The 22,235-nt window shown below is 45.9% G+C and carries 18 protein-coding genes; 7 read left to right on the plus strand and 11 right to left on the minus strand.

The window, feature by feature from the left end; all coding sequences use genetic code 11:
• Window positions 1-135 precede the first annotated feature (135 nt).
• The 5 genes from ETV65_RS12005 (at window position 136) to ETV65_RS12025 (ending at window position 5,064) form a co-directional block, all read left to right on the plus strand.
• The gene (locus ETV65_RS12005) at window positions 136-1,425 is read left to right on the plus strand and encodes an arsenic transporter (protein ID WP_129953069.1); all 1,290 of its coding nucleotides are present in this window, start codon (window positions 136-138) and stop codon (window positions 1,423-1,425) included.
• A 62-nt stretch (window positions 1,426-1,487) separates the two neighbouring features.
• Window positions 1,488-1,916 (plus strand): glutaredoxin-dependent arsenate reductase, encoded by a 429-nt coding sequence (gene arsC, locus ETV65_RS12010; protein ID WP_129953070.1) that lies wholly within the window; start codon window positions 1,488-1,490, stop codon window positions 1,914-1,916.
• A 180-nt stretch (window positions 1,917-2,096) separates the two neighbouring features.
• Entirely contained in the window at window positions 2,097-2,858 is a 762-nt protein-coding gene (locus ETV65_RS12015; RefSeq protein WP_129953071.1) for an endonuclease/exonuclease/phosphatase family protein, read from the plus strand.
• Window positions 2,855-4,102, plus strand: a complete 1,248-nt coding sequence (gene clsB, locus ETV65_RS12020; RefSeq protein ID WP_129953072.1) for a cardiolipin synthase ClsB — start codon at window positions 2,855-2,857, stop codon at window positions 4,100-4,102. Before ETV65_RS12015 ends, clsB begins: the two co-directional genes overlap by 4 nt.
• Window positions 4,102-5,064: a lysylphosphatidylglycerol synthase domain-containing protein gene (locus tag ETV65_RS12025; protein WP_129953073.1), complete on the plus strand. Its 963-nt coding sequence runs from the start codon at window positions 4,102-4,104 to the stop codon at window positions 5,062-5,064. The genes clsB and ETV65_RS12025 overlap by 1 nt, the downstream gene beginning before the upstream one ends.
• 12 nt (window positions 5,065-5,076) lie before the next feature.
• Here ETV65_RS12025 and ETV65_RS12030 read toward each other — a convergent pair whose 3' ends face one another.
• Entirely contained in the window at window positions 5,077-6,318 is a 1,242-nt protein-coding gene (locus ETV65_RS12030; RefSeq protein WP_240782841.1) for an Nramp family divalent metal transporter, read from the minus strand.
• Between the two features lie 608 nt (window positions 6,319-6,926).
• On the opposite strand from ETV65_RS12030, the gene ETV65_RS12035 reads away from it, so the two are divergent.
• Together ETV65_RS12035 and ETV65_RS12040 are read left to right on the plus strand one after the other, a co-directional pair.
• Window positions 6,927-8,546: a methyl-accepting chemotaxis protein gene (locus tag ETV65_RS12035; RefSeq protein WP_129953075.1), complete on the plus strand. Its 1,620-nt coding sequence runs from the start codon at window positions 6,927-6,929 to the stop codon at window positions 8,544-8,546.
• Window positions 8,543-9,556, plus strand: coding sequence for a substrate-binding domain-containing protein (locus tag ETV65_RS12040; protein ID WP_129953076.1), 1,014 nt, complete (start codon window positions 8,543-8,545; stop codon window positions 9,554-9,556). The genes ETV65_RS12035 and ETV65_RS12040 overlap by 4 nt, the downstream gene beginning before the upstream one ends.
• Window positions 9,557-9,697: 141 nt before the next feature.
• Here the strand turns inward: ETV65_RS12040 and ETV65_RS12045 are convergent, their stop codons facing one another.
• The 10 genes from ETV65_RS12045 to ETV65_RS12090 all read right to left on the minus strand — a co-directional run bounded on the left by ETV65_RS12045 (window position 9,698) and on the right by ETV65_RS12090 (window position 22,223).
• Window positions 9,698-10,768: a GDP-mannose 4,6-dehydratase gene (locus ETV65_RS12045; RefSeq protein WP_129953077.1), complete on the minus strand. Its 1,071-nt coding sequence runs from the start codon at window positions 10,766-10,768 to the stop codon at window positions 9,698-9,700.
• 139 nt (window positions 10,769-10,907) lie between these two features.
• Window positions 10,908-12,062 (minus strand): glycosyltransferase family 4 protein, encoded by a 1,155-nt coding sequence (locus ETV65_RS12050; RefSeq protein ID WP_129953078.1) that lies wholly within the window; start codon window positions 12,060-12,062, stop codon window positions 10,908-10,910.
• An 85-nt stretch (window positions 12,063-12,147) separates the two neighbouring features.
• Window positions 12,148-13,527 carry a phosphomannomutase CpsG gene (gene cpsG, locus ETV65_RS12055; protein WP_129953079.1) on the minus strand — a complete coding sequence of 460 codons (1,380 nt, stop codon included), beginning with the start codon at window positions 13,525-13,527 and terminating at the stop codon, window positions 12,148-12,150.
• A gap of 14 nt (window positions 13,528-13,541) precedes the next feature.
• Complete coding sequence (locus ETV65_RS12060; RefSeq protein WP_129953080.1) at window positions 13,542-14,963, minus strand: mannose-1-phosphate guanylyltransferase/mannose-6-phosphate isomerase; 1,422 nt, start codon at window positions 14,961-14,963, stop codon at window positions 13,542-13,544.
• A gap of 121 nt (window positions 14,964-15,084) precedes the next feature.
• Window positions 15,085-16,074 carry a glycosyltransferase gene (locus tag ETV65_RS12065; protein WP_129953081.1) on the minus strand — a complete coding sequence of 330 codons (990 nt, stop codon included), beginning with the start codon at window positions 16,072-16,074 and terminating at the stop codon, window positions 15,085-15,087.
• Window positions 16,075-16,082: 8 nt separating this feature from the next.
• Window positions 16,083-17,546: a lipopolysaccharide biosynthesis protein gene (locus ETV65_RS12070; protein WP_129953082.1), complete on the minus strand. Its 1,464-nt coding sequence runs from the start codon at window positions 17,544-17,546 to the stop codon at window positions 16,083-16,085.
• Between the two features lie 18 nt (window positions 17,547-17,564).
• Window positions 17,565-18,587: a polysaccharide pyruvyl transferase family protein gene (locus ETV65_RS12075; protein ID WP_240782829.1), complete on the minus strand. Its 1,023-nt coding sequence runs from the start codon at window positions 18,585-18,587 to the stop codon at window positions 17,565-17,567.
• Window positions 18,588-18,601: 14 nt separating this feature from the next.
• Window positions 18,602-19,819 carry a glycosyltransferase gene (locus ETV65_RS12080; RefSeq protein ID WP_129953084.1) on the minus strand — a complete coding sequence of 406 codons (1,218 nt, stop codon included), beginning with the start codon at window positions 19,817-19,819 and terminating at the stop codon, window positions 18,602-18,604.
• Window positions 19,820-19,881: 62 nt separating this feature from the next.
• Window positions 19,882-20,943: a glycosyltransferase family 1 protein gene (locus ETV65_RS12085; RefSeq protein WP_129953085.1), complete on the minus strand. Its 1,062-nt coding sequence runs from the start codon at window positions 20,941-20,943 to the stop codon at window positions 19,882-19,884.
• A gap of 11 nt (window positions 20,944-20,954) precedes the next feature.
• Window positions 20,955-22,223 (minus strand): glycosyl hydrolase, encoded by a 1,269-nt coding sequence (locus tag ETV65_RS12090; protein WP_129953086.1) that lies wholly within the window; start codon window positions 22,221-22,223, stop codon window positions 20,955-20,957.
• Window positions 22,224-22,235: the final 12 nt, after the last annotated feature.

Raw genomic sequence — 22,235 nt, forward strand, 5'->3', positions numbered from 1 at the left:
GATCCGGGTGTACAAGGCAAAGCCCTGTTGCAGGGAGATGAGCCGGTAGGTACTGACCGGCTGAATGTTCTCACAGGAAAACAATAATAAATGATAGCGCGGACGGGTATCTCCCGTCCGCGCCGGAGAAAAAGTATGTGGTTAGCAGGGGCAATCTTTGTTCTGACTATCGTGTTAGTTATCTGGCAGCCTAAAGGCCTGAGTATCGGCTGGAGTGCCATTACCGGCGCCGCGCTGGCCCTTATTGGCGGTGTCGTCAGTATGGGCGACATCCCTGTCGTCTGGAACATTGTATGGAATGCGACGGCCACCTTTATCGCGGTCATCATTATCAGTCTGCTGCTGGATGAGTCAGGCTTTTTTGAGTGGGCGGCGCTGCACGTAGCACGGTGGGGTAAAGGCCGGGGACGCTTACTGTTTACTTATATTGTCCTGCTTGGCGCTTGCGTCGCGGCATTGTTTGCCAACGACGGAGCCGCGCTTATTCTCACACCTGTCGTGATTGCCATGCTGCTGGCTTTAGGCTTCAGCCGGGGCGCGACGCTGGCCTTTGTGATGGCGGCGGGATTCATCGCCGACAGCGCCAGCCTGCCGCTTATCGTGTCGAACCTCGTAAATATTGTCTCCGCAGACTTTTTCAAAATTGGCTTTAACGACTATGCCTCCTTCATGGTACCTGTCGACATGGCGTCTATCGTGGCAACGCTGGTCATGTTGCACCTGTTCTTTCGCAAAGACATTCCGGCGACCTATGATGTCTCTAAGTTACCGGTACCGCACGAAGCCATTAAAGATCGCCTGACCTTTAAAACTGGCTGGTGGGTATTAATACTGTTGCTGGTCGGATTCTTCGGACTGGAGCCGTTGGGGATTCCCGTGAGTGCCGTTGCGGCGGCGGGCGCGCTTATTCTGTTTATCGTGGCAAAGCGTGGTCATGCAATCAACACCGGCAAGGTGCTGCGCGAAGCACCCTGGCAAATCGTTATTTTCTCACTGGGCATGTACCTGGTGGTGTATGGCCTGCGCAACGCCGGCCTGACCCATTACCTGTCCCTGATCCTCGGTCATCTGGCTGAGCAGGGCCTGTGGGTATCCACACTAGGCACGGGATTCCTGACCGCGTTCCTTTCCTCCATCATGAACAACATGCCGACGGTACTGATCGGTGCACTGTCTATTGACGGCAGCAGCGCGGCAGGCGTGATCAAAGAGGCCATGATTTATGCCAACGTTATCGGCAGTGATTTGGGACCTAAAATCACCCCAATCGGTAGCCTGGCGACCCTGTTATGGCTTCACGTACTGTCCCGGAAAGACATCAGGATCACCTGGGGATATTACTTCAGGGTCGGGATTATCATGACCCTTCCGGTGCTGTTTGTGACGCTGGCGGCCCTTGCCCTCCGTCTGTCGTTCCCCCATTAATTCCCCCCGCTACCCGCCTGCTGTGACATCACGGCAGGTCTTACTGACAAGAGAGCACCGTTATGACGTCTGTGACTATCTATCATAATCCTGCCTGTGGCACCTCACGCAACACGCTTGAACTCATCCGTAACAGCGGCGTTGAACCTGCCGTTATTCTCTATCTTGAAACGCCGCCAGGCCGCAGCGAACTGATAAAACTTATCAGTGACATGGATATTTCAGTGAGATCATTACTGAGAAAAAACGTTGAACCTTATGCGCTACTGGGCCTGGCTGAAGATACGTTCAGGGATGAACAGTTACTCGACTACATGCTGCAATATCCAATCCTTATCAACCGCCCGATTGTCGTGACACCACTGGGCACCAGACTGTGCCGCCCGTCGGAGGTCGTTCTGGATATCCTGCCGGACGCACAGCAAGGTGCATTCACTAAAGAAGACGGCGAAGCCGTCGTGGATGCTCAGGGAAAACGGGTTTCTCAATAAACTGAAGTAAACCGAAAAGCACGCGCGGGTTGTCTGATGCTGACCTCAGAAAGGGGTCAGCAGGCATTACATGCTGGCACATCATGTTTACGGAAAAATCTGTAACCCTGCATCCTTTGGTAACAGTAACTACACTTTATTTAATATTTCATCAGGATAGTGATGCTGGCAGGATAAATAATGACCCAACAAACCCGGGGATTTTCGTTGAAAGTACTGACGATTAATACACACAAGGGCTTCAACGCGTTTAATAAACGCTTCATTTTACCCGAACTGCGCGACGCGGTACGTACCGTCAGCGCCGATATCGTCTGTCTGCAGGAAGTGATGGGCGCACATGAAGCCCATTCGCTGCATGTCGAGAACTGGCCGGACACCAGCCATTACGAATTTCTGGCTGACACCATGTGGAACGACTTCGCCTACGGGCGCAACGCGGTCTACCCGGAAGGTCATCACGGCAATGCGGTCCTCTCCCGCTATCCCATTGAACATTATGAAAATCGCGACGTGTCAGTCGCGGGTAGCGAGAACCGGGGCCTGTTGTATTGCCGCATCGTACCTCCGCAGCTTGAGTGTCCTGTTCATGTAATTTGTGTACATCTGGGTCTGCGGGAAGCGCACCGCCAGGCGCAGCTCAACATGCTGGCCGACTGGGTTAACGCTTTCCCGCAGGGAGAACCGGTGCTGGTGGCGGGTGATTTCAACGACTGGCGGCAAAAGGCCAGTCACCCGCTTAAAATGCAGGCCGGCCTCGAGGAGATTTTCACCCGCGCCAGGGGTCGCCCGGCGCGCACTTTCCCGGTCAGTATGCCGCTACTGCGTCTTGACAGAATTTATGTAAAAAATGCCTATGCCAGCGCGCCTGCCGTGCTGCCGCTGCGGAACTGGCGTCATCTGTCCGATCATGCCCCGTTAAGTGCGGAGGTCCATCTATGAAAACTGCATGGCGGGAAGGCAACCGTATCCGGCTGCTGGAAAATGGCGACGAATATTATCCGGCGGTATTTGAGGCTATCGATAAGGCTCAGCGTAAAGTGATTCTGGAGACCTTTATCTGGTTCGAAGATAAAGTGGGACGCCAGTTACATGCGGTGATCCTGCGCGCCGCCCGGCGCGGTGTCGACGTTGAAGTGCTGCTTGATGGTTATGGCTCGCCTGATTTGAGCGATGATTTCGTCGGGGAACTGACTTCAGCAGGTGTGGTGTTCCGCTATTACGACCCGCGTCCGCCGCTGTTCGGTATGCGAACCAATTTATTCCGCCGTATGCACCGTAAAATTGTGGTCATCGACAACACGGTGGCGTTTGTCGGCGGGATTAATTACTCGGCCGAGCATATGTCCGATTACGGTCCCGAAGCCAAGCAGGATTACGCTGTGCGGGTAGAAGGCCCGGTGGTGGATGACATTTTGCAGTTTGAGCTGGAAAACCTGCCCGATCATGCACAAACCCGCCGGTGGTGGCAGCAACGCCGCCGTTATCATGCGGCCGAAAATCGCTGGCCCGGCGAGGCTCAGGCGCTGTTTGTCTGGCGCGATAACGAGGATCACCGGGATGATATTGAGCGTCACTATCTGAAAATGCTCGCTAACGCGAAACGCGAAGTGATTATCGCCAACGCTTATTTCTTCCCCGGCTACCGTCTGCTGCACGCCATGCGCAATGCCGCCCGCCGAGGCGTGCGGGTAAAACTCATCGTGCAGGGCGAGCCGGATATGCCGATTGTCAAAGTCGGTGCCGAGCTGCTGTACAACTATCTGCTACAAGGGGGGGTGCAGGTGTATGAATATCGCCGTCGCCCGCTGCACGGCAAAGTCGCGCTGATGGATGACCACTGGGCGACAATCGGTTCCAGCAACCTCGATCCGCTGAGTTTATCGCTCAATCTTGAAGCCAATCTGATTATCCACGACCGGACGTTTAACCAGACGCTGCGCGACAATCTCAACAACATTATCGCCCGGGACTGCCAGTGTGTGGATGAAACCATGGCCCCGAAGCGCACCTGGTGGAATCTGGCAAAAAGCGTGGTGGTGTTCCACTTCTTGCGTAAATTTCCGGCGATGGTCGGCTGGCTACCCGCACACACCCCAAGGCTTGCACAGGTAAAGCCACCCGTTCAGCCCGAAATTGAAACACAGGATCGGGTGACGTCAGAGAATTCGGAGGTGAAATCGTAATGTCTGTATCCCGTCCGAGGTTGCGCCTGGCGAAAAAGATCCTCACCTGGATTTTCTTTATCGCCGTGGCCGTGCTGTTGGTGGTTTACGCCCGCACGGTTAACTGGGAAGACGTGTGGAAGGTCATTCGTAATTATAACCGTACGCCACTGCTGATTTCAGCGGGGCTGGTGATTATCAGCTATCTGCTTTACGGCTGTTATGATCTGCTGGCACGTGCTTATTGCGGGCACAAACTCGCGGCGCGCCAGGTGATGCTGGTGTCCTTTGTCTGCTACGCCTTTAACCTCACGCTCAGCACCTGGGTGGGCGGCATCGGTATGCGTTACCGGCTTTACTCCCGCCTGGGGCTGCCGGGCAGCACGATCACGCGTATCTTCTCACTGAGCATTACCACCAACTGGCTTGGCTATATTTTGCTCGGTGGCATTATCTTCACCTTCGGCGTCGTGGAGTTGCCGGCGCACTGGTACATCGACGAAGGCACACTGCGCATTGTCGGTCTTATATTGCTGGCGATGGTGGCTGCATATCTCTGGTTCTGCGCCTTTGCTAAACACCGCCATATGACGGTGAAAGGGCAAAAGCTGGTGTTACCGTCGTTTAAATTCGCCCTGGCGCAGATGGTGATTTCCAGCGCTAACTGGATGGCAATGGGCGCCATTATCTGGCTGCTGATCGGCCAGGATATGAACTATTTCTTTATCCTGGGTGTGCTGTTAGTCAGCAGTATCGCCGGGGTGATTGTGCATATTCCTGCGGGGATCGGCGTGCTGGAAGCGGTGTTCATTGCCCTGCTGGCCGGAGAACACACTTCTCAGGGCACGATTATCGCCGCCCTGCTGGCCTATCGCGTGCTTTACTACTTCCTGCCGCTGCTGCTGGCGCTGGTATGCTATTTGCTGCTGGAGAGCCGGGCGAAGAAATTGCGGGCGAAGAACGAGAAGGCGATGGCGAAGTGAGCCTCCCGGCTATTATTCCAGACCGGGAATATTCACGCCAAATGTTTGCAGTAGCAGGATGATATTGAGCGCCACAATCACCACCGTGCCGATGATGGAAAGCACGGCAGTCCGGCGGCTGTTCACAAATTCACCCATGATGTCGCGACGGCCGGTGAATATCACCAATGCAATCATCGGTGCAGGCAGTGCCAGACTGAGCACCACCTGGCTGTATACCAGCGCGTCGGTGGCATTAACGCCCATCGCCACCACGATAAATGCGGGGATCATGGTGACCAGCCGGCGCAACCAGACAGGAATGCGAAAGCCGACAAAGCCCTGCATGATCATCTGACCTGCCATCGTGCCGACCACTGAGCTGGAAATACCGGAAGCGATCAATGACAGCAGGAAGAAACCTGCCGCCCCGATGCCTAACAGCGGGGTCAGGGTGTGATAAGCCGTTTCGATTTCCGCCACCTCACTGTGCCCTGAGTGGAAGGCACTCGCCGCCATAATCACCATCGCGATGTTCACCAGTCCCGCCAGAGTCAGCGCGATCACCACTTCAATATTGGAAAAACGCAGTAGTTTACGGCACTCTCCCGGGTTTCTGGCTTGGGTACGGTGCTGAGTCAGACCTGAGTGCAGGAAAATCGCATGTGGCATCACGGTGGCTCCGATGATCCCTACGGCAATGGTCAGCGCCTGCGCATCAGGCAGTTGCGGCGTTACCATGCCCAGACCGGCTGCGGCCCAGTCAACCGGGGCGATAAACATTTCGATCAGATAACACAGCGCAATCACCGCCACTAACCCGCCGATCATCAGCTCAACGGGGCGGAAACCCCGTTTTTCCACCATCAAAAGACCGTAGGTCACCAGCGCCGTGATGCCCATTCCGGCCAGTAACGGCATATGGAACAGTAATGAAAGTCCCAGAGCACCCCCGAGAAATTCGGCCAGATCGGTCGCCATTGCGGCAATTTCACTGCTCCCCCACATGCCCCAGACCACGGGTTTCGGGAACTGGTCACGACACATTTCCGCCAGGTTTTTATGGGTAACGATCCCAAGCCTGGCGGAGAGCGCCTGAAACAGCATAGCAATCATATTGGCCATTACCACCACCCACAGCAGCATGTAGCCATAGCGGGAGCCAGCCTGAATATTGGTTGCAAAATTACCCGGGTCCATATAGGCAATCGAGGCGATCACCGCAGGACCGGCAAACAGCAGCGGTGTCATCAGGCTGCGTTTGCGGCCAGACATGGCATTAACAATCGCCGCGTTGGTTCTGTCGGTTAAAGAAGAAGTTTGGCCTGTTCCACGCATACTGCCCCCACCCTGTTCTTGCTTGTTATTTTTGTGTGATTTTTATCCGGCAATAACAAATATTGCACCAGCTATATTCTATAGCACAAGCTTAGTTGACGGGTTATCAGGAGCAGAGTGTTTCAAAATATGAAACTTCAATCATTGCCTGAGATTATAAAACCGGAATGCTTTTTCGAATGATTCATCCGGCGCGACGACCACACGGCCTGTTCTGCGCCAGCGTCTTTGGCTCAACAGACATGCGTAACAGCGCGTGAAAAAATCGCCGCCAGAAAAACCCGACAGACATCACACTTTTCCGCCAAACAAACCGGCTGCATGTCCCCTGCTATCAAGTTTCCCCGTCAATGTGCCGTTAACTTAATCAATAAATCTCATTCGGTTTACATGAGCAGCTTCATTTTTTCCGACAGATTTCTCTCCTGTGCTCCCTGACAGGCTACGCCAATAACAACGTTTTACGTATCAGACTGATTGAAGTGTTGTCATAAACTTAAGGTGCCTGCGCACTTTTTTAATTGCAATTTCAGGGAGTTACCTCTATGTCTTTTAAACATACTACTGTACGCACCCAGCTTACGTTGGGGTTTGGCGTTTTAGTCGTCATTGTTCTTGCAGTAGTCCTGCTCTCGATGAATGCGTTAAGCCAGGCCAACAACCGATTCAAAACCCACGTGCAGCAGGTTTCCGCCCGTGAGGCTTCAGTGAATTTAATTCTCAGCGGCGTAAAAGACAGTTCACTGAATATTTACGGGCTGGTGCTGGTCAGTGAGCCTGCTGATATCGAAGCAGGTAAAAGACAAGTGGCTGCCGCAGAAGAGAAAACCGCTGCCGCACTGACCCAGCTTCAGGCGGCAATCAAAGAACACTCTGACGTCACGGATAAGGATCGGCAATTCGTGACCGCGATTTTCAATGCGGAAGAAGGCTACCGTCCGGTGGCGAAACACATTGTTGATCTCGCCCTTGACGAGAAGAAGGCCGAAGCGATTGACCGCATGAACCGGGAGCTACGGCCTCAGCTGACGCTGCTGCTTAATACAACCAATGATTATCTGAAATACAGTAACGCACGCGCAACAGAGAGCCTGAATACCGCACAGGATGCGTATCAACAAACCCGCCTCATTTTCATCATTATCAGCCTGGTCGCGCTGAGTCTGGCGGTCATTCTGGGCGGCATTATTATCCGTTCACTGTTCCGCGCGCTGGGTGAGGAACCGGTTGTTTTAGGTCAGGTCGTACAGCGTATTGCGGCGGGTGATCTCAGTGAAGTGAAAGGCGCGAAAAATGCCCCGCAAAACAGCGTGCTGGCAGAACTTGGTGAAATGCAGGTAAAACTGCATCAGTTAATCAACCAGGTGGCGAATTCCGCAGAAAGCATTGTCAGCGCCTCAACGGAAATTACGCTGGGCAATGAGGATCTGAGTCGCCGGACCGAAGCTCAGGCTTCCTCACTGGAACAGACATCGGCAAGCATGGAAGAACTGACCGCGACAGTGAAACACAATGCCGACAATGCCCATCAGGGAAATCTGATGGCTACCAATGCCTCACAAGTGGCGCAGCGCGGCGGCGTCGTGGTTGAACGCGTCGTCAGTACCATGCATGAAATTGCAGAAAGCTCAGGCAAAGTGACACAAATCATCACGGTCATTGAAGGCATTGCTTTCCAGACCAATATTCTGGCGCTTAACGCCGCCGTTGAAGCAGCCCGTGCCGGTGAGCAAGGACGCGGCTTTGCGGTCGTTGCCGGAGAAGTGCGCACGCTGGCACAACGCAGCGCCAATGCCGCTAAAGAAATCAAAAACCTGATCAGTGAGTCTGTGGAGCGGATCAACGTCGGCTCTAAGCTGGTCGATGAAGCGGGCACCACCATGATGGAAGTGGTGAATGCTGTCAAAGGCGTCAACAGCCTGATGGCTGAAATCACCCTTGCCTCAAGCGAACAGCATACGGGCATCGATCAGGTTAACAAAGCCGTGGTCAACATGGACGAGGCGACGCAGCAGAATGCCGCCTTAGTCGAACAAAGTGCGGCGGCGGCGGACAGTTTAAAACAACAGGCCCATATCCTGCTGAAGGGGATTTCTGCGTTTGATATTTCACGTGCGGGAAATCTGAATATCACTGCAACGGCAGCCGCTAAGGTATTGAGATGAAAATTTCCTGCGTTTTTGCCGTGGCGGCGACCCTGTTTACATCGGCCACCCTTGCCGGCAGTAATCAGAACATCACGATTGGCCTGATTACCAAAACAGACACCAACCCGTTCTTTTTGAAAATGAAAGAAGGCGCCATGCTGGGCGCCACTGTACACGGGGTCAGGCTGCTCACCGCAGCCGGTAAAGAAGACAGCGATTATCCTTCCCAGATCATCGCGATTCAGTCCATGGTGTCCGCCGGCGCGACCACGTTGCTCATTACGCCGAGCGATGCCAAAGCCATTGTGCCCGCACTGGATGAGGTGCGGGCGAAAGGCGTACAGGTCATCGCTCTCGATTCTCCCACGGATCCGATCAGTGCCGTCGATGCCCTCTTCGCCACCGATAACTATAAAGCGGGCGAGCTGATTGGTCAGTATGCTCAGGCGGCTATGCCGCTGACGTTCCCGGGGCAACCCTTCAAAATAGCCATGCTGGATTTATCGCCAGGACATCTGGTAGGAGCAAGAAGGCACAACGGGTTTATGAAAGGATTAGGTTTACCTGCGGCAGGTGCCGAAACCAGTGAGCTGTCGGCCACACCCGAAATTGTGTGTTCAGGCTATAGCGAAGGGGCAGAAAAACAAGGCTACGAGGTCATGGCAAATTGCCTGAAAGCACATCCGGACATTAACCTGGTTTACACCGTCAACGAACCGGCTGCAGCCGGAGCCTACAAAGCATTGCAGGAGGCGGGTAAACAAAAGAATGCCCTTATTCTGTCTGTTGATGGCGGGTGTGCGGGCGTAAATTACGTGCGGGAAGGAAAGATTGCTGCCACAGCCCAACAATATCCTTTAACGATGGCCGCAATGGGTGTTGATGCTGCCGTAGCCTATGCCAGACACGGCAAAAAAGTGTCCGGGTATGTCGATACCGGCGTCACACTTATCGCAGATAAACCCATGCAGGGCCTGCCAAGCAAAGATACTCAGGCAGGGCTTGATGCCTGTTTTGGTGCAAAATAAAGGGCATAAAAATGGGCCGAACAGCCCATTTCAAGAAACCCGTTGATGACCGGTTTTTACCTTCCGGAAAGCATAAAAAAAGCCGGAGAATGTGCTGACATTCTCCGGCTTTTTACCGCTCGTGATAAACAGCGGGCGGCGTTATCCGTACAGTTTCAGACGTGCCCTCTTTTTGGCGGAAGCCAGATCAGCCTGCACCATCTCAATCACCAGATCCTGTAGTGACGTTTCAGGTGCCCAGCCTAACTGGCGACGCGCTTTGGAAGGATTAACCGAAACCTTGCTGACCTCTGACGGACGGATGTAACGCGGATCGACGGCGACAATCACATCCCCGACTTTCAGCGCCGCAGCGACCGGACTGATAATCGCGGCAATCACCCCTTTCTCCTCGATACCTTTACCGACAAACCGCAGCTTGATCCCCAGTTCAAGGGCAGCAAAAGTCACGAACTGACGCACCGTAAACTGCACGCCCGTCGCAATCACGAAGTCCTCCGGTTTGTCCTGCTGCAACATCAGCCACTGCATTTTGACGTAATCTCTGGCATGCCCCCAGTCACGTAATGCATTCAGATTGCCCAGATAAAGGCATTTCTCCAGCCCCTGAGTAATGTTGGCCAGCCCGCGCGTGATTTTACGCGTCACAAAACTTTCGCTGCGTCGCGGCGACTCGTGATTAAACAAAATGCCATTACAGGCATACATACCAAACGTTTCGCGATAATTCACGGCTGTCCAGAAATCACTGACCCTGGCGACGGTATCCGAAGGCGGAAGATTAAACGTCACCATTTCATTGATGGTCATCCCGTTAACCAGCCCGCACAACGCAGAAGATGAGGCATGATAATAACGCGTTGTGTGCTCCAGCCCCTGAGAACGAATCGCCTCGAGCATTCTGAGCGCACTGATCCTGGCCACGGGAAGCGTAGAATGCGTAGCAGTCTCACTGGTGATATCCAGATTATAAATTTCATCCGGGCGAATTAACGCCAGCAATTTCCCCAGATCGAAGATTTCACCCCAGCCATAATGATGAATATAAAAATCAGGATTGTTTGCCTGTAAATCATCACAGACAGATTCAGTATCGGGTACCCGGCCGTGCTGAATAATCCCGTGGACTGTATAGCCTTTTTTAAGCAAAAGCTCAGTCAGATAAGACCCGTCCTGCCCGGCGATATCGGTAATAAGAGCGACCTTAGACATAGTAAACCCTTAGATTACAATTTAAAAACGCATCGGGACAGATGCACGATTATAATTGCAAGGTTATGTTGAGTAAGATGAATCGCAGAATAAACAGTCAACGACAGAAAAATAAATAAGATTAAAAAAGATAACAATATTAATAAATGATGCGTTTCCGTTCGTTGAAGTCATGCCATTTTGTTTTGATATACTCATCCAGCTCATCATGAAATCTTTGTGCGGAGAATTTTAAAGCATTTTCACGACAGTCTTGTGGCAGGATGGTGTCTTTAATGGTATCAAAATGACGCACAGCTTTAATCAAGGATTCCGCCGTTTGTTCTGAGAAGAACATCCCGGTGGCATTACGTTCCCCATAAGGTCTGATGGTTTCCAGCACACCGCCTTTGCCAAAAGCAATCACCGGCGTCCCGCTGGCTTGTGCTTCGACCGGGGTAATTCCAAAGTCCTCTTCAGCAGCAAAAACAAACGCCCGGGTACGCCGCATGTAATCCTGCATGACATCGTCAGGCTGATAACCCAGTATTTCGATATTGCTGCCAGCCCTGGACTTTATTTTAGCCATTTCAGAACCGTCACCGATGACCACCAGCTTCTTATCCGGCATCTGACTGAATGCTTCAACAATCAGATCGATACGCTTATAAGGCACCATCCGTGAGGCGGTAAAATAGAAATCTTCTTTATTTTCCTGCAAAGTAAAACGGTCAACATCGACAGGCGGATAAATCACGTCCGCATCACGGCCATAGACCTTCTTAATTCGCCGGGCAATAAACTGGGAATTGGCGATAAAGTGATCCACGCCATTGGCTGTCCGGTAATCCCACATCCTGATTTTATGCAGAAACCAGCGGGCCAGTTTGCCTTTCAGGCCTTTATTCAGCCCTGACTCACGCAAATACTGGTGCTGGAAATCCCAGGCATAGCGGATGGGAGAATGCACATAACTGATGTGCAATTGATCAGGGCCGGTCAGCACACCTTTGGCAACGGCATGGCTGCTGGAAAGCACAATATCATGCCCCGTGACATCAAGTTGCTCGATGGCCAGCGGCATTAAAGGCAAATACTGCTGATATTTCTTCTTCGCAAAAGGCAGGCGCTGTATAAAAGAGGTCGTGGCTTCTTTCCCATAGAATTTCTTGCGCGATTCATCAGACAGAAAATCAACAACAGAATAAACATCAGCATCCGGATATAATTTAATAAATTCTGCGATAACTTTTTCGGACCCTGCAAATGTCACTAACCAGTCAGCAACAATCCCTACACTCACATCATGTGACATAATTTAAACCTTATAAAATGAAAAGTGAGCAATACAAACCCACAGCGAGTCATGATCACTCACTTAAATAAGATATTTTTAATAATTACATACTGCGAAGGATAGAAAGAATTCTTCTGGTCTGTTCCTGCATTAATTTGGTATTTGCGCGGGATTCGACATTCAACCGTACAACCGGTTCTGTATTAGAGCTGCGGAGATTGAAACGCCATTCATCAAACTCCAGGCTGATCCCGTCTGTGTGATCGACATTTACCGCCTCGCCTTCATACATTGCCAGGACACGGGCAATGGATTCTTTCGGCTGCTGCAGGTAACTGTTAATTTCGCCTGAAGCGGGATAGGCAGTGATCCGGTCATTAATCAGCTGACGAAGAGATTTGCCTTTCAGATGCAATAATTCAGCGACCAGCAACCAGGGGATCATCCCACTGTCGCAATAATAAAAATCGCGGAAGTAATGATGGGCGCTCATCTCACCGCCATAGACCGCATCTTCCTGGCGCATACGCTCTTTAATAAAGGCATGCCCGGTTTTTGACATAACCGGTACACCGCCTGCACCGGTAACAATATCAATGGTATTCCAGCTCAGGCGCGGGTCATGGATAATTCGTGAGTTGGGATATTTTTCCAGGAAGGCATCGGCAAGCAGACCAACGATATAATAACCTTCGATAAAATTACCGGCATCGTCGAAGAGAAAACACCTGTCGAAATCGCCGTCGAAAGCAATTCCCATATCTGCATTATGCTTAATGATGGCATCCGTCGTGTCCTGACGGCACTCCGGTAATAGCGGGTTAGGAATACCGTTGGGGAATGTGCCGTCTGCCTCGTGATGAACCTTGATAAATTCAACCGGTACACCCGCTGCAATAAACCGCTGTTCGATAGCATCGACAACATGGCCGGCCGCACCGTTGCCGGAGTTAAACACCAGCTTTAAAGGACGGGTAAAATTCTCAAAATTGATAAAGCTGAGCAGCTTATCAACATACTCATCCAGCACCGAGGCTTTCTCATAGCTGCCACGCAAAGCCTGATCGACCGGTGCAAAGTTATTAGCCTCCGCCAGCGTCTGTATATCGCGTAAGCCAGTATCACCGCTGATCGGACGGGAATCCTCACGGACCAGTTTCATGCCATTGTAGTTCATCGGATTATGGCTGGCCGTGACTTCGATGCCACCGTCAAGGCACAGATAAGACGTCGCAAAATAGATTTCTTCTGTACCGGTTACCCCGATATCCACAACGTCCGTTCCCGCATCCTGCAAACCTTTCGCCAGCGCAAGTTTTAGTGCCTCGCTGGTTAAGCGGACATCGCCCCCCAATACCATTTTCTTGGGTTTTAAATATTCCCCGTAAGCACGCCCTATACGGTAAGCAATATCTTCATTTAATTCGACGCCTAATTCACCGCGGATATCGTAAGCTTTAAAGCAAGTTAATGTATCTGACATATTTCATCCCCAAATTAACAGCGACCATAGTGATCTTTTATACGGATAATATCGTCATCTTCCAGATAGGAACCCGACTGGATTTCCAGAAGTTCCAACGGAATTTTCCCGGGGTTCTCTAACATATGCTGAGCACCAATAGGGATAAACGTGGATTCATTTTCAGTGAGCAAATAATTTTTATCTTCGAGAATGACTCTGGCGGTGCCGGACAAAATAACCCAGTGCTCCGCGCGGTGATGATGCATTTGTAATGAGAACTGACCGCCCGGTTTCACGGTTATCCGGTTCACCTGATAGCGGGGAGCAGTTACGACATTATCGTTACGGCCCCACGGGCGATAAGACTCGCGGTGCAAACGGTATTCCCGCCTTTTATTACTCTTCAGATATTCGACGACTTTTTTAACGTCCTGCACCTGGTTTTTATCAATAACCAGAACGGCATCTTTGGTATTGACAATAACCAGATTATCCACACCGATTGCAGCCACTAATTTCTCATCGGTGTTGATATAACAATTCTTCGCATTATGGGTAAACACATCGCCATTGACGGCATTCCCTTCGGCGTTTTTATCATTCACTTCCCAAAGAGCCGACCAGGAACCCACATCATTCCATCCTGCATCTAACGGAACCACAACCGCATCGGTGGTTTTTTCCATCACGGCATAGTCAACCGATTCGTCCGGGCAGGAAATAAAAGACGCTTTATCTACGCGAATAAAATCCTGTTGTTCATCGGCATGCGAGGTTTCAATCGCTTTCTGACACGCTTCGAGTATATCCGGCCTGAATTTTGCCATCTCTTCAAGGAAACGTTTGGCGCGGAACAAGAACATTCCGCTGTTCCAGTAATATTCGCCACTTTCCAGATATTGCACTGCGGTGGCCAGATTCGGTTTTTCAACAAAACGCTGCACCCCAAAAGCAGGCTCGGCATCGCTGCTGAATTCTGTCCCGCGCTGTATATAACCGTAGCCGGTTTCCGGGCCTGTTGGCACGATGCCAAACGTGACCAGTTTCCCCTGCCCGGCGAAGGGTATCGCATTCTGCACGGCCCGATGGAAGGCATCCGGTGACTCGATAACATGGTCGGCTGCAAGCACGAGCAACAGCGGGTCAGAACCATTATCGATGGCACTCAGGGCGGCCAGGGTAATGGCAGGCGCGGTATTACGTCCGACCGGTTCAAGAATAATATTGTCGGAGAGCTGGTTTATTTGTCGCAATTGTTCAGCCACAAGAAAACGATGCTCTTCATTACAAATAACCAGCGGCTCAGAAACGTCCAGCCCTTTTAAACGGGTGACCGTTTCCTGCAACATGGAATTATCGCCATGCAGGCGAAGAAATTGTTTTGGATACAGCTCACGAGACATTGGCCACAAACGGCTACCGGTGCCGCCAGCCATGATTACTGGAAGGATCATAGTTTTCGTCTCAAATATATAAGAGTTAAATAAGATTAAACCACCGAATAAAACCACTCAGTGTACAAAGAAGTAGTAACGTAATAAGAATTGAAAAGCATACATATTCACACGAAAGTAATTACGATTTAATTTTAAAAGCAGTTTTAAGCATGAAATAAAATAAATAGGGGGAGATTTTAATCATGAATATTGCATAAAATCGCTTAAGGTTCAGTTGTTTTTTTAACTTTATAAGGGAATGAATATTAATGTACTCTTTTATTTTGGCAACATCGCTTGCCGGAGCGCCAAATTTAACCGCATTAATAAAAACCATTAAAATTACCATGTACTCATGTTTAATGAGTCGTAATTTATCCACCTCCGTTGAAATTAAGGGCTGAACGAGGGTTTTAGTCATGTCAAGATATAACAATCTATCAAGTGATTTTTGGTAGGATTTCTTAGTTAGTGAGGATGTATGTTGTATATAATGATATTTTTGTTCGTTGCCAAAAGAGATATTAGCCCCTTTGATAAACATAGTCATAATTACAAGATAGTCTTCAAAAACTGGCAATTTAGAATCAAAGCTGACATCCTGAAAAACTTCCCGCCTGAAAATCTTATGCCAGAGAAAACCTGTAATTTCATTCTCTAACATAGAAAAAACGGCGTCCTTCCCCTGTAAAATCACATTCGGGGAAAACTTGTTTGTTGTACCGACTGGGTGCCCGTCAGGAGTTTCAGAGTAATATAAACACTGACCTATAGATGTATTATTACTTGTCACAATGCGTATCAAATAGTCTATTGCATCATGATCAAAATAATCATCCGAATCCAAAAAACAAATGAAATCACCATTAGCATTATCGACTAATTTATTCCTGGTGATAGAAACCCCTTCATTTTTATCATTCTTAATTATTACGTGAGGTATAGTGTTATGCTCAATAAAAAACTCTTTTGCTACAGTTAGCGATGAGTCTGTTGAACAATCATCAACAATGATAACTTCGATGTTAGAGTAACTCTGTGAAACAACAGACTGCAAAGCCTTCCTGATGTATTTTTCAGAATTAAAAAGAGGGATAAGGATGCTAACTAAACTTGGATAAGTCGTCATGAAATCTCTTAATTCCTTTTTATTATCTTTCTCGCGAGTGAAAGTATCATCATTTTTTTACTCTTAGACGAAAAAGTAAAAATTAAAATAAAGTAAAAAAATGCGCCCGAAAAAACCTTTACCACAATCCCAACCCAAGATTCATTTAAGTATGTAAACTCCTGCATTCCAATAAGAAGTAAGCACATAACTCCCGAACATATGATAGGAACGAATATTTCTTTAATATATTGCTTAAATGTTAAGTTCAAAAGTGTCAATGCACACCAGGCAGAAATAGGATAGAGAAGTATCGTACGGATGGAAAATACCAGTGCCGTTGCAATCAAACCAAACCTAACAAAGATGTAAAACGCTATTACATTACTTATCGCATAGACTAACGTGAGTCTGGCTTGCCATTCGGGCTTATCACGTGCAAACATCACTGAATGATTGTAATAACCGATCGATGTTACAAATCCTACTGCACTGACAATTTGCATGATTGGAACAGAAGGCATCCATTTGTGCCCCAAGAGCAGGAAAGTAATATCATGCGATAGGGCACTAAGACCAACAAAAGCGGGCGCCGTCACCAGAACCGTAAAATAGGTTGCTTGTAAATACTTATTGCCGAACTCATTTAAATCATTTTTATATCGAGTGAATGCCGGTAACGAAACTCTCATTAATGCGGAAGAGAGAACAGTATTTAAGGTATTCACTATACGCTTACCAGCCGAATAAATACCTGCCCCGGCTGTACCGAGAAAATACGTAATGAAGAAAACATCACTATTCTGATTAGCAAAGTTAGTAATATTACTCAGCGCCACATGCTTAGAAAACCCTAAAGACTCTCTGATTGAGTCTCTTGAAATTTTCAGTTTTGGTTTCCATGGAGTAGTAAGCCATAGTGTGACAAGGGAAATCAGGGAGGTGACAACTTGCTGCACGACCAAACTGGTAACGGCAAACCCTTTATATGCCAGTACTACCCCAACAACGCCACCAATAGTGATAGAGCATATTGACCTTATCGCTAAGGGTCTAAACATCATATTATGCGTCAGCCAGGCCTCGTGAGTTCGACTCAACCCGCTGACAACAATAATAATCCCTGTTCCTCGAATTACATTGGCCAGTTCTGGTACTTTCATATACGCCTCTATGAACGGGGCGGAAAAAAAGACGATCAAAAAGGCAGGCACAGATAAAGAGAAACACAAAAAAAAGGCAGAATTATAATCTACTGATGTCGGTGACTTCATCCTCACAATAGAAGTCGCAATACTATCGAATATAACATTTCGAAAAAACTGCGTAACAAGCAAAGAAACACTTAGCATGCCGTATATACTGGGGGTCAGCAATTTTGCTAAAATAATGAATATTACAAATGTTATCACTTGTGAGGCTGTATTATCCAGAACAGACCAGATAGCACCAGAAATTATCGATGGCTTCTGATTTCGCGCTTGAGCATTCAATTTAGCACCCTCTAGGTTTTATCGAAGCTTTGATAGTTTTTTAACACCACCTAGTAAACGCTCTAAATTATCGTTAAATTTATTATCATCACTTAAAAAACCAGATGAATTTTTTGCCTGCAGTAATATTTTTGCTGAATTATCTATAAACCTATTATCTAAGTTAATATTAAACCCATCTTCTATCATACGCATTCCTTTATTTGGTACACGATGAAAAGCAAGGCATGTGAGGTCATAATAACTCCCCCACCATTTACTGTTTTTGATTTTTCGTTGACGTTCAAAATTACTTAGTGCGAATTCAACATCCGCATTAGGCAAAAAATATCGCTCCCCATATATATGTAAAAACTTGTCACGCATATACTCTCGCAATGAACTACTACCCAACACCATTGGAGAATAGGGAAGATTAATAGTCTGAGTCCAATCTAGCCACTTAAATGTATTTATTTGCGAAGAAGTAATTAAAGGAACCCAAGGCACTCGCATCGCATCAGCTATAATTGCAGCATGCATGGCATCAGCCAAAACTAACTTTGCATTTCTTATTTTTTGAATTACAATTTTAGAATCCCATTGTGGATTAACAAACTCAACACCAGCTTGCTTACAAACATTTTCCCATTTCCCTGTAACTAAGGCATGATGATGTGGAACAAAAATGGTGCCATGACGCTCCGACTCTGGCAAAGGCTTAAATTCAGTAAGTGTATTTAGTAACGCAGCCCCGTCAGTAATATATTTGTCATCTGGCAAACCTAGTATCTTCGCGCTCAATGGCCCTCTGACACATATAGTTTCCCAAGATTTGCTATTAAAGTTTGTTGGGGGATATCCATACCCCACACCACTTGAAAAGACAATCCATCGATTTGCATCCGGCATTGCAGATGTAATAATTGTTCCAATCCCTGAAACGCGGACATCTTCATTATTATCAAAAAAACCAGGAAGCAGAGCATCCCAAAACCATGAATTTAAATCATCCCCGAAATTACCATGAGCAGATTTATAATAAAATATTTTCAATTTCACACCACTTAATTTAATTACAAGGAAAGGATAACAGACATTTTTGAGTAAGATTTATCTTGTTCAAACTCTTCATCGATTTTTTGTTTGGCATTAACGCAAATATTCTCTAGATCTTCTGGCGAATTTAATATTCCTCGAATAACATTATAAATTCCTATTGGATCATTTTCATTTACTAAAAAACCAGATACTCCATTTTCAATCAACTCTGGAATACCGCTATGAAAGGTAGATATCACTGGTATTCCAATAGCCATAGCTTCCATCAGCACAACAGGAATGCCTTCCATATCACCATCAAGAGCCGTTACCGATGGCAATAGAAATAAGTCAGAAATACTTAAGTAAGATGAAACGACTTCTTGGGCTTTAGAACCAATAAAAAAAACCTCATTTTCTAGGCCTAATTCTATGACTTGTAACTCAAGCTTACTCCTTAAAGGTCCATCGCCTATGATGGTATAATTGAAAGGGATTTTTTCTTTTTTCAACAACTGGCATGCTTGTAACGCTATAGATATTCCTTTTTTTTCCGTCAACCTAGCGATAGATAGTAACTTGATTGGATTATTCAAATAAGATTTAGGATTAAAAATAAATTTTTCCGTTCTAATCCCCATTCTTATAACATGAACGTTATCTTCACGACCAGATAGAGATTTTATTTTTTTTGCCCATAGCTCACTTATTGGAAGTATAAACTCCGCCTCCTTACATAGCCTTACATAATCATTCTTGAAAATATGAAGTGTACGTTTGTGTGATATGTCATTCCCATGAAATACTGCTGCCAGCTTGCCATTTAAAACCCCTAATAATCTTAACTGATAAGCTAATACTGATATCGTTCCAAAATGAGAAATAATAACATCAGCATGGAAATTATTTTTATTTTTAGAAAGAATGCTAGGGATTAATAAATTTTTCGAATAATGACCATACTTCCTATAATTTAAGCTCTTTAGTTTCTTACGATTAAAAAAAATAGGTATTATTGAAAAAACTCTGGAAATAGATCTTAAAACTTTATTTTTGGAATCCTTTTCGAGTAGGTAGTGCGTCCTTTGAATCAAGTCAAACTCTTTTATGACTGCATGTTCTATATTATCATCCCCAGGGAAAACTGAAACTATTTGTACGCTATACCCTTTACTAATAAAGTATGCTATTTGATTAAGAACAAATGTTTCAGAAACAACGGGGAACTTATATAAAAAAAACAAGATTTCCATAATATTCCCTAATAATAACAATCGTCAAGGTTTTAACTCTTTGCTATTAAACGATCAATAAGCTATTTAGCATGGTGATATTTTATCAAATCGTTAACCTTTAGTGCAGAACTATACCAAGAATATCTACTAGAGTTAATTAATCCTAGTTCCGAGAGAGATTTTCTAATATCACTATCATCATCGATTCTTTTTAAAGATTGAACTATATCTTCTTTAGAAAATGGATTGAAATACATTACGCTATTGTTCAACACCTCAGGCATTGATGCTTGGTCAGATGATAAAACCGGACAGCCGCAGGCTTGTGCTTCTAATGGTGGAATTCCAAATCCCTCATAAAATGAAGGAAAGACAAAAAATTTTGCTTGATTATATAACTCAACAAGCTCCTCATCACTAACACGCCCTATAAATTCTATTTTTTCCTTATCTGCTTTACTAAAATCAATAGAATTAAAACTCAGCGCGTTAGAACCTATTATTTTAAGTTTTGTTTTTAATTCTGAAGTCATAAATGCATCAATTAATCCGTGAAAATTTTTATGGTAATTATGCGAAGATACGGCCAAAGCAAAATTAGATTGGCCACGTTCTAAATTATTATGACTAAGTTTAGGAGAAAATATTTCTGAAACAGCATTGTAGATGACATTTATCTTAGACTCTGGAATATGATAATGACTTGCTATTTCTTTTTTTGAAAAATCACTTACAGTTAAAATAGCTTTAGAATTATTTAAAATAAATGGCGTCACCATTTTATATAATAAGCGGAACTTCAATGAATAACTTTTCGGATAGCGTATATAGGAAATATCATGATGAGTAACTATTTGATTCTTATATCTAATAGGTGCAGTATTTCCAAAACTAATAAGTAAAGGTGAGTTAGCTCTTCTTAAATATAACGGCAATGTTATTTGTTCCCAAAAATGCCCTCTACCTCCTTTGACGACCTCTAATTTAAAATCACTACTAATATCATGCGATATAATATTATCTTCAGGGACAAGAAATATTATATCATCTCTTAACTTAACTAATGCAGAAGAGATTTCACTTGCAAATCTCTGAACCCCTGTCAATTTTTGTGTCAAAAATCTACCGTTAACATAAATCATGCAAACTCCTTTTATTGAAAATCGATTCCATTAATAAGTGGAGTATCCGACGCAGAATAATACTTCTTGCTATCCATAGAATTAAAAATATTACCATTCGATGAATTATTATATTTAAACCTATAATCATCTTTCCATTTCACATTGTACTCTGTTTTTTTTGTCCGCTTGGTTATTTTTATTTCGACAGTATTATCATTACTAATTGAGGCTGTAACTTCGCTATCTTTAGTTAGATCATTTAAGTAATTAACTGCATAAACTGCTGTTTTAGGGTTGTGGTTATTATCAAAAAAACCAAAATTATCCTCTTTATTATTTTTTCTTACCCCATCATCTGCATAGTCGTACCACCAAATACCTTTCACATTTTTGTTTGACATGACAAGTAAAGTATACTTAAAAATAAACCTAGCAGCTTGTAATCTAGATACACCACCTCCACCGCTATATGTTGGAATCCCCATTTCAGTGATATATAATGAAACTGGTTTGTTATTATTTAAAGATCTTAGATGGTTTTCATAATTAATTAAATTGAGATAGTTGCTAGTGGGTTGTCTCAATTTTACGTCGTGATGCATAAATGAATAAGGATGTAATGAGACGCCATCAATGTAATTTAGCACCCCCATCTTAACTAGTTCATCAAACCATCTAACATCTCTTAGATTTGTAGGGTTAACACTTCCAGTAACAATGATTGCATTCGGATCTATTTCTTTTATTTTTCTTGCAGTTTTTTTTACAAGTTCATAATAAATATCAACTGAAGGAACGGTGTTTTCCTTTTTATTTCTAATTCCAGTTTTATAAACCCACTCATTCCAAATCTCATAATATTTCACCTTACCTTTATTCTGAGAAACAACGAAACCTACATATTTGGCAAATTTATCAATCTGCTCTGTTGTTTCGGGATAACCGGTGGGTGTATAATTGGCATTTCCATAATCAAGAATAACCATCGCATTATTCTCCTCATCAACAAATGTATCAATAAGATTTTTAGATTTTGCATACGATGTTTCCATAGCGAATACGCCTGGTTTTCTTTCAACCCACTCCCATGAGAGATCCGTCCTAATACTATTAAATCCGTATTTTTTTAAGCTATCACTAACTGAATCCACAGATTGATTATAGTTTTTCATATGCGTATTTACACCAATCTCGAAACAAAGGGCGTAGTTAGGAATAACCACACAATATGAAAGAACCAAGTATATTAAAAAATCAGACCTACTTTTAAGTAACAAAAAAAAGGTTTTTCGTTTCATTTATATCAACCA

Origin of the sequence: Rahnella sp. RFA10(1/100) (genome assembly GCF_004195115.1) — a bacterium.
Lineage (GTDB): Bacteria > Pseudomonadota > Gammaproteobacteria > Enterobacterales > Enterobacteriaceae > Rahnella > Rahnella perminowiae.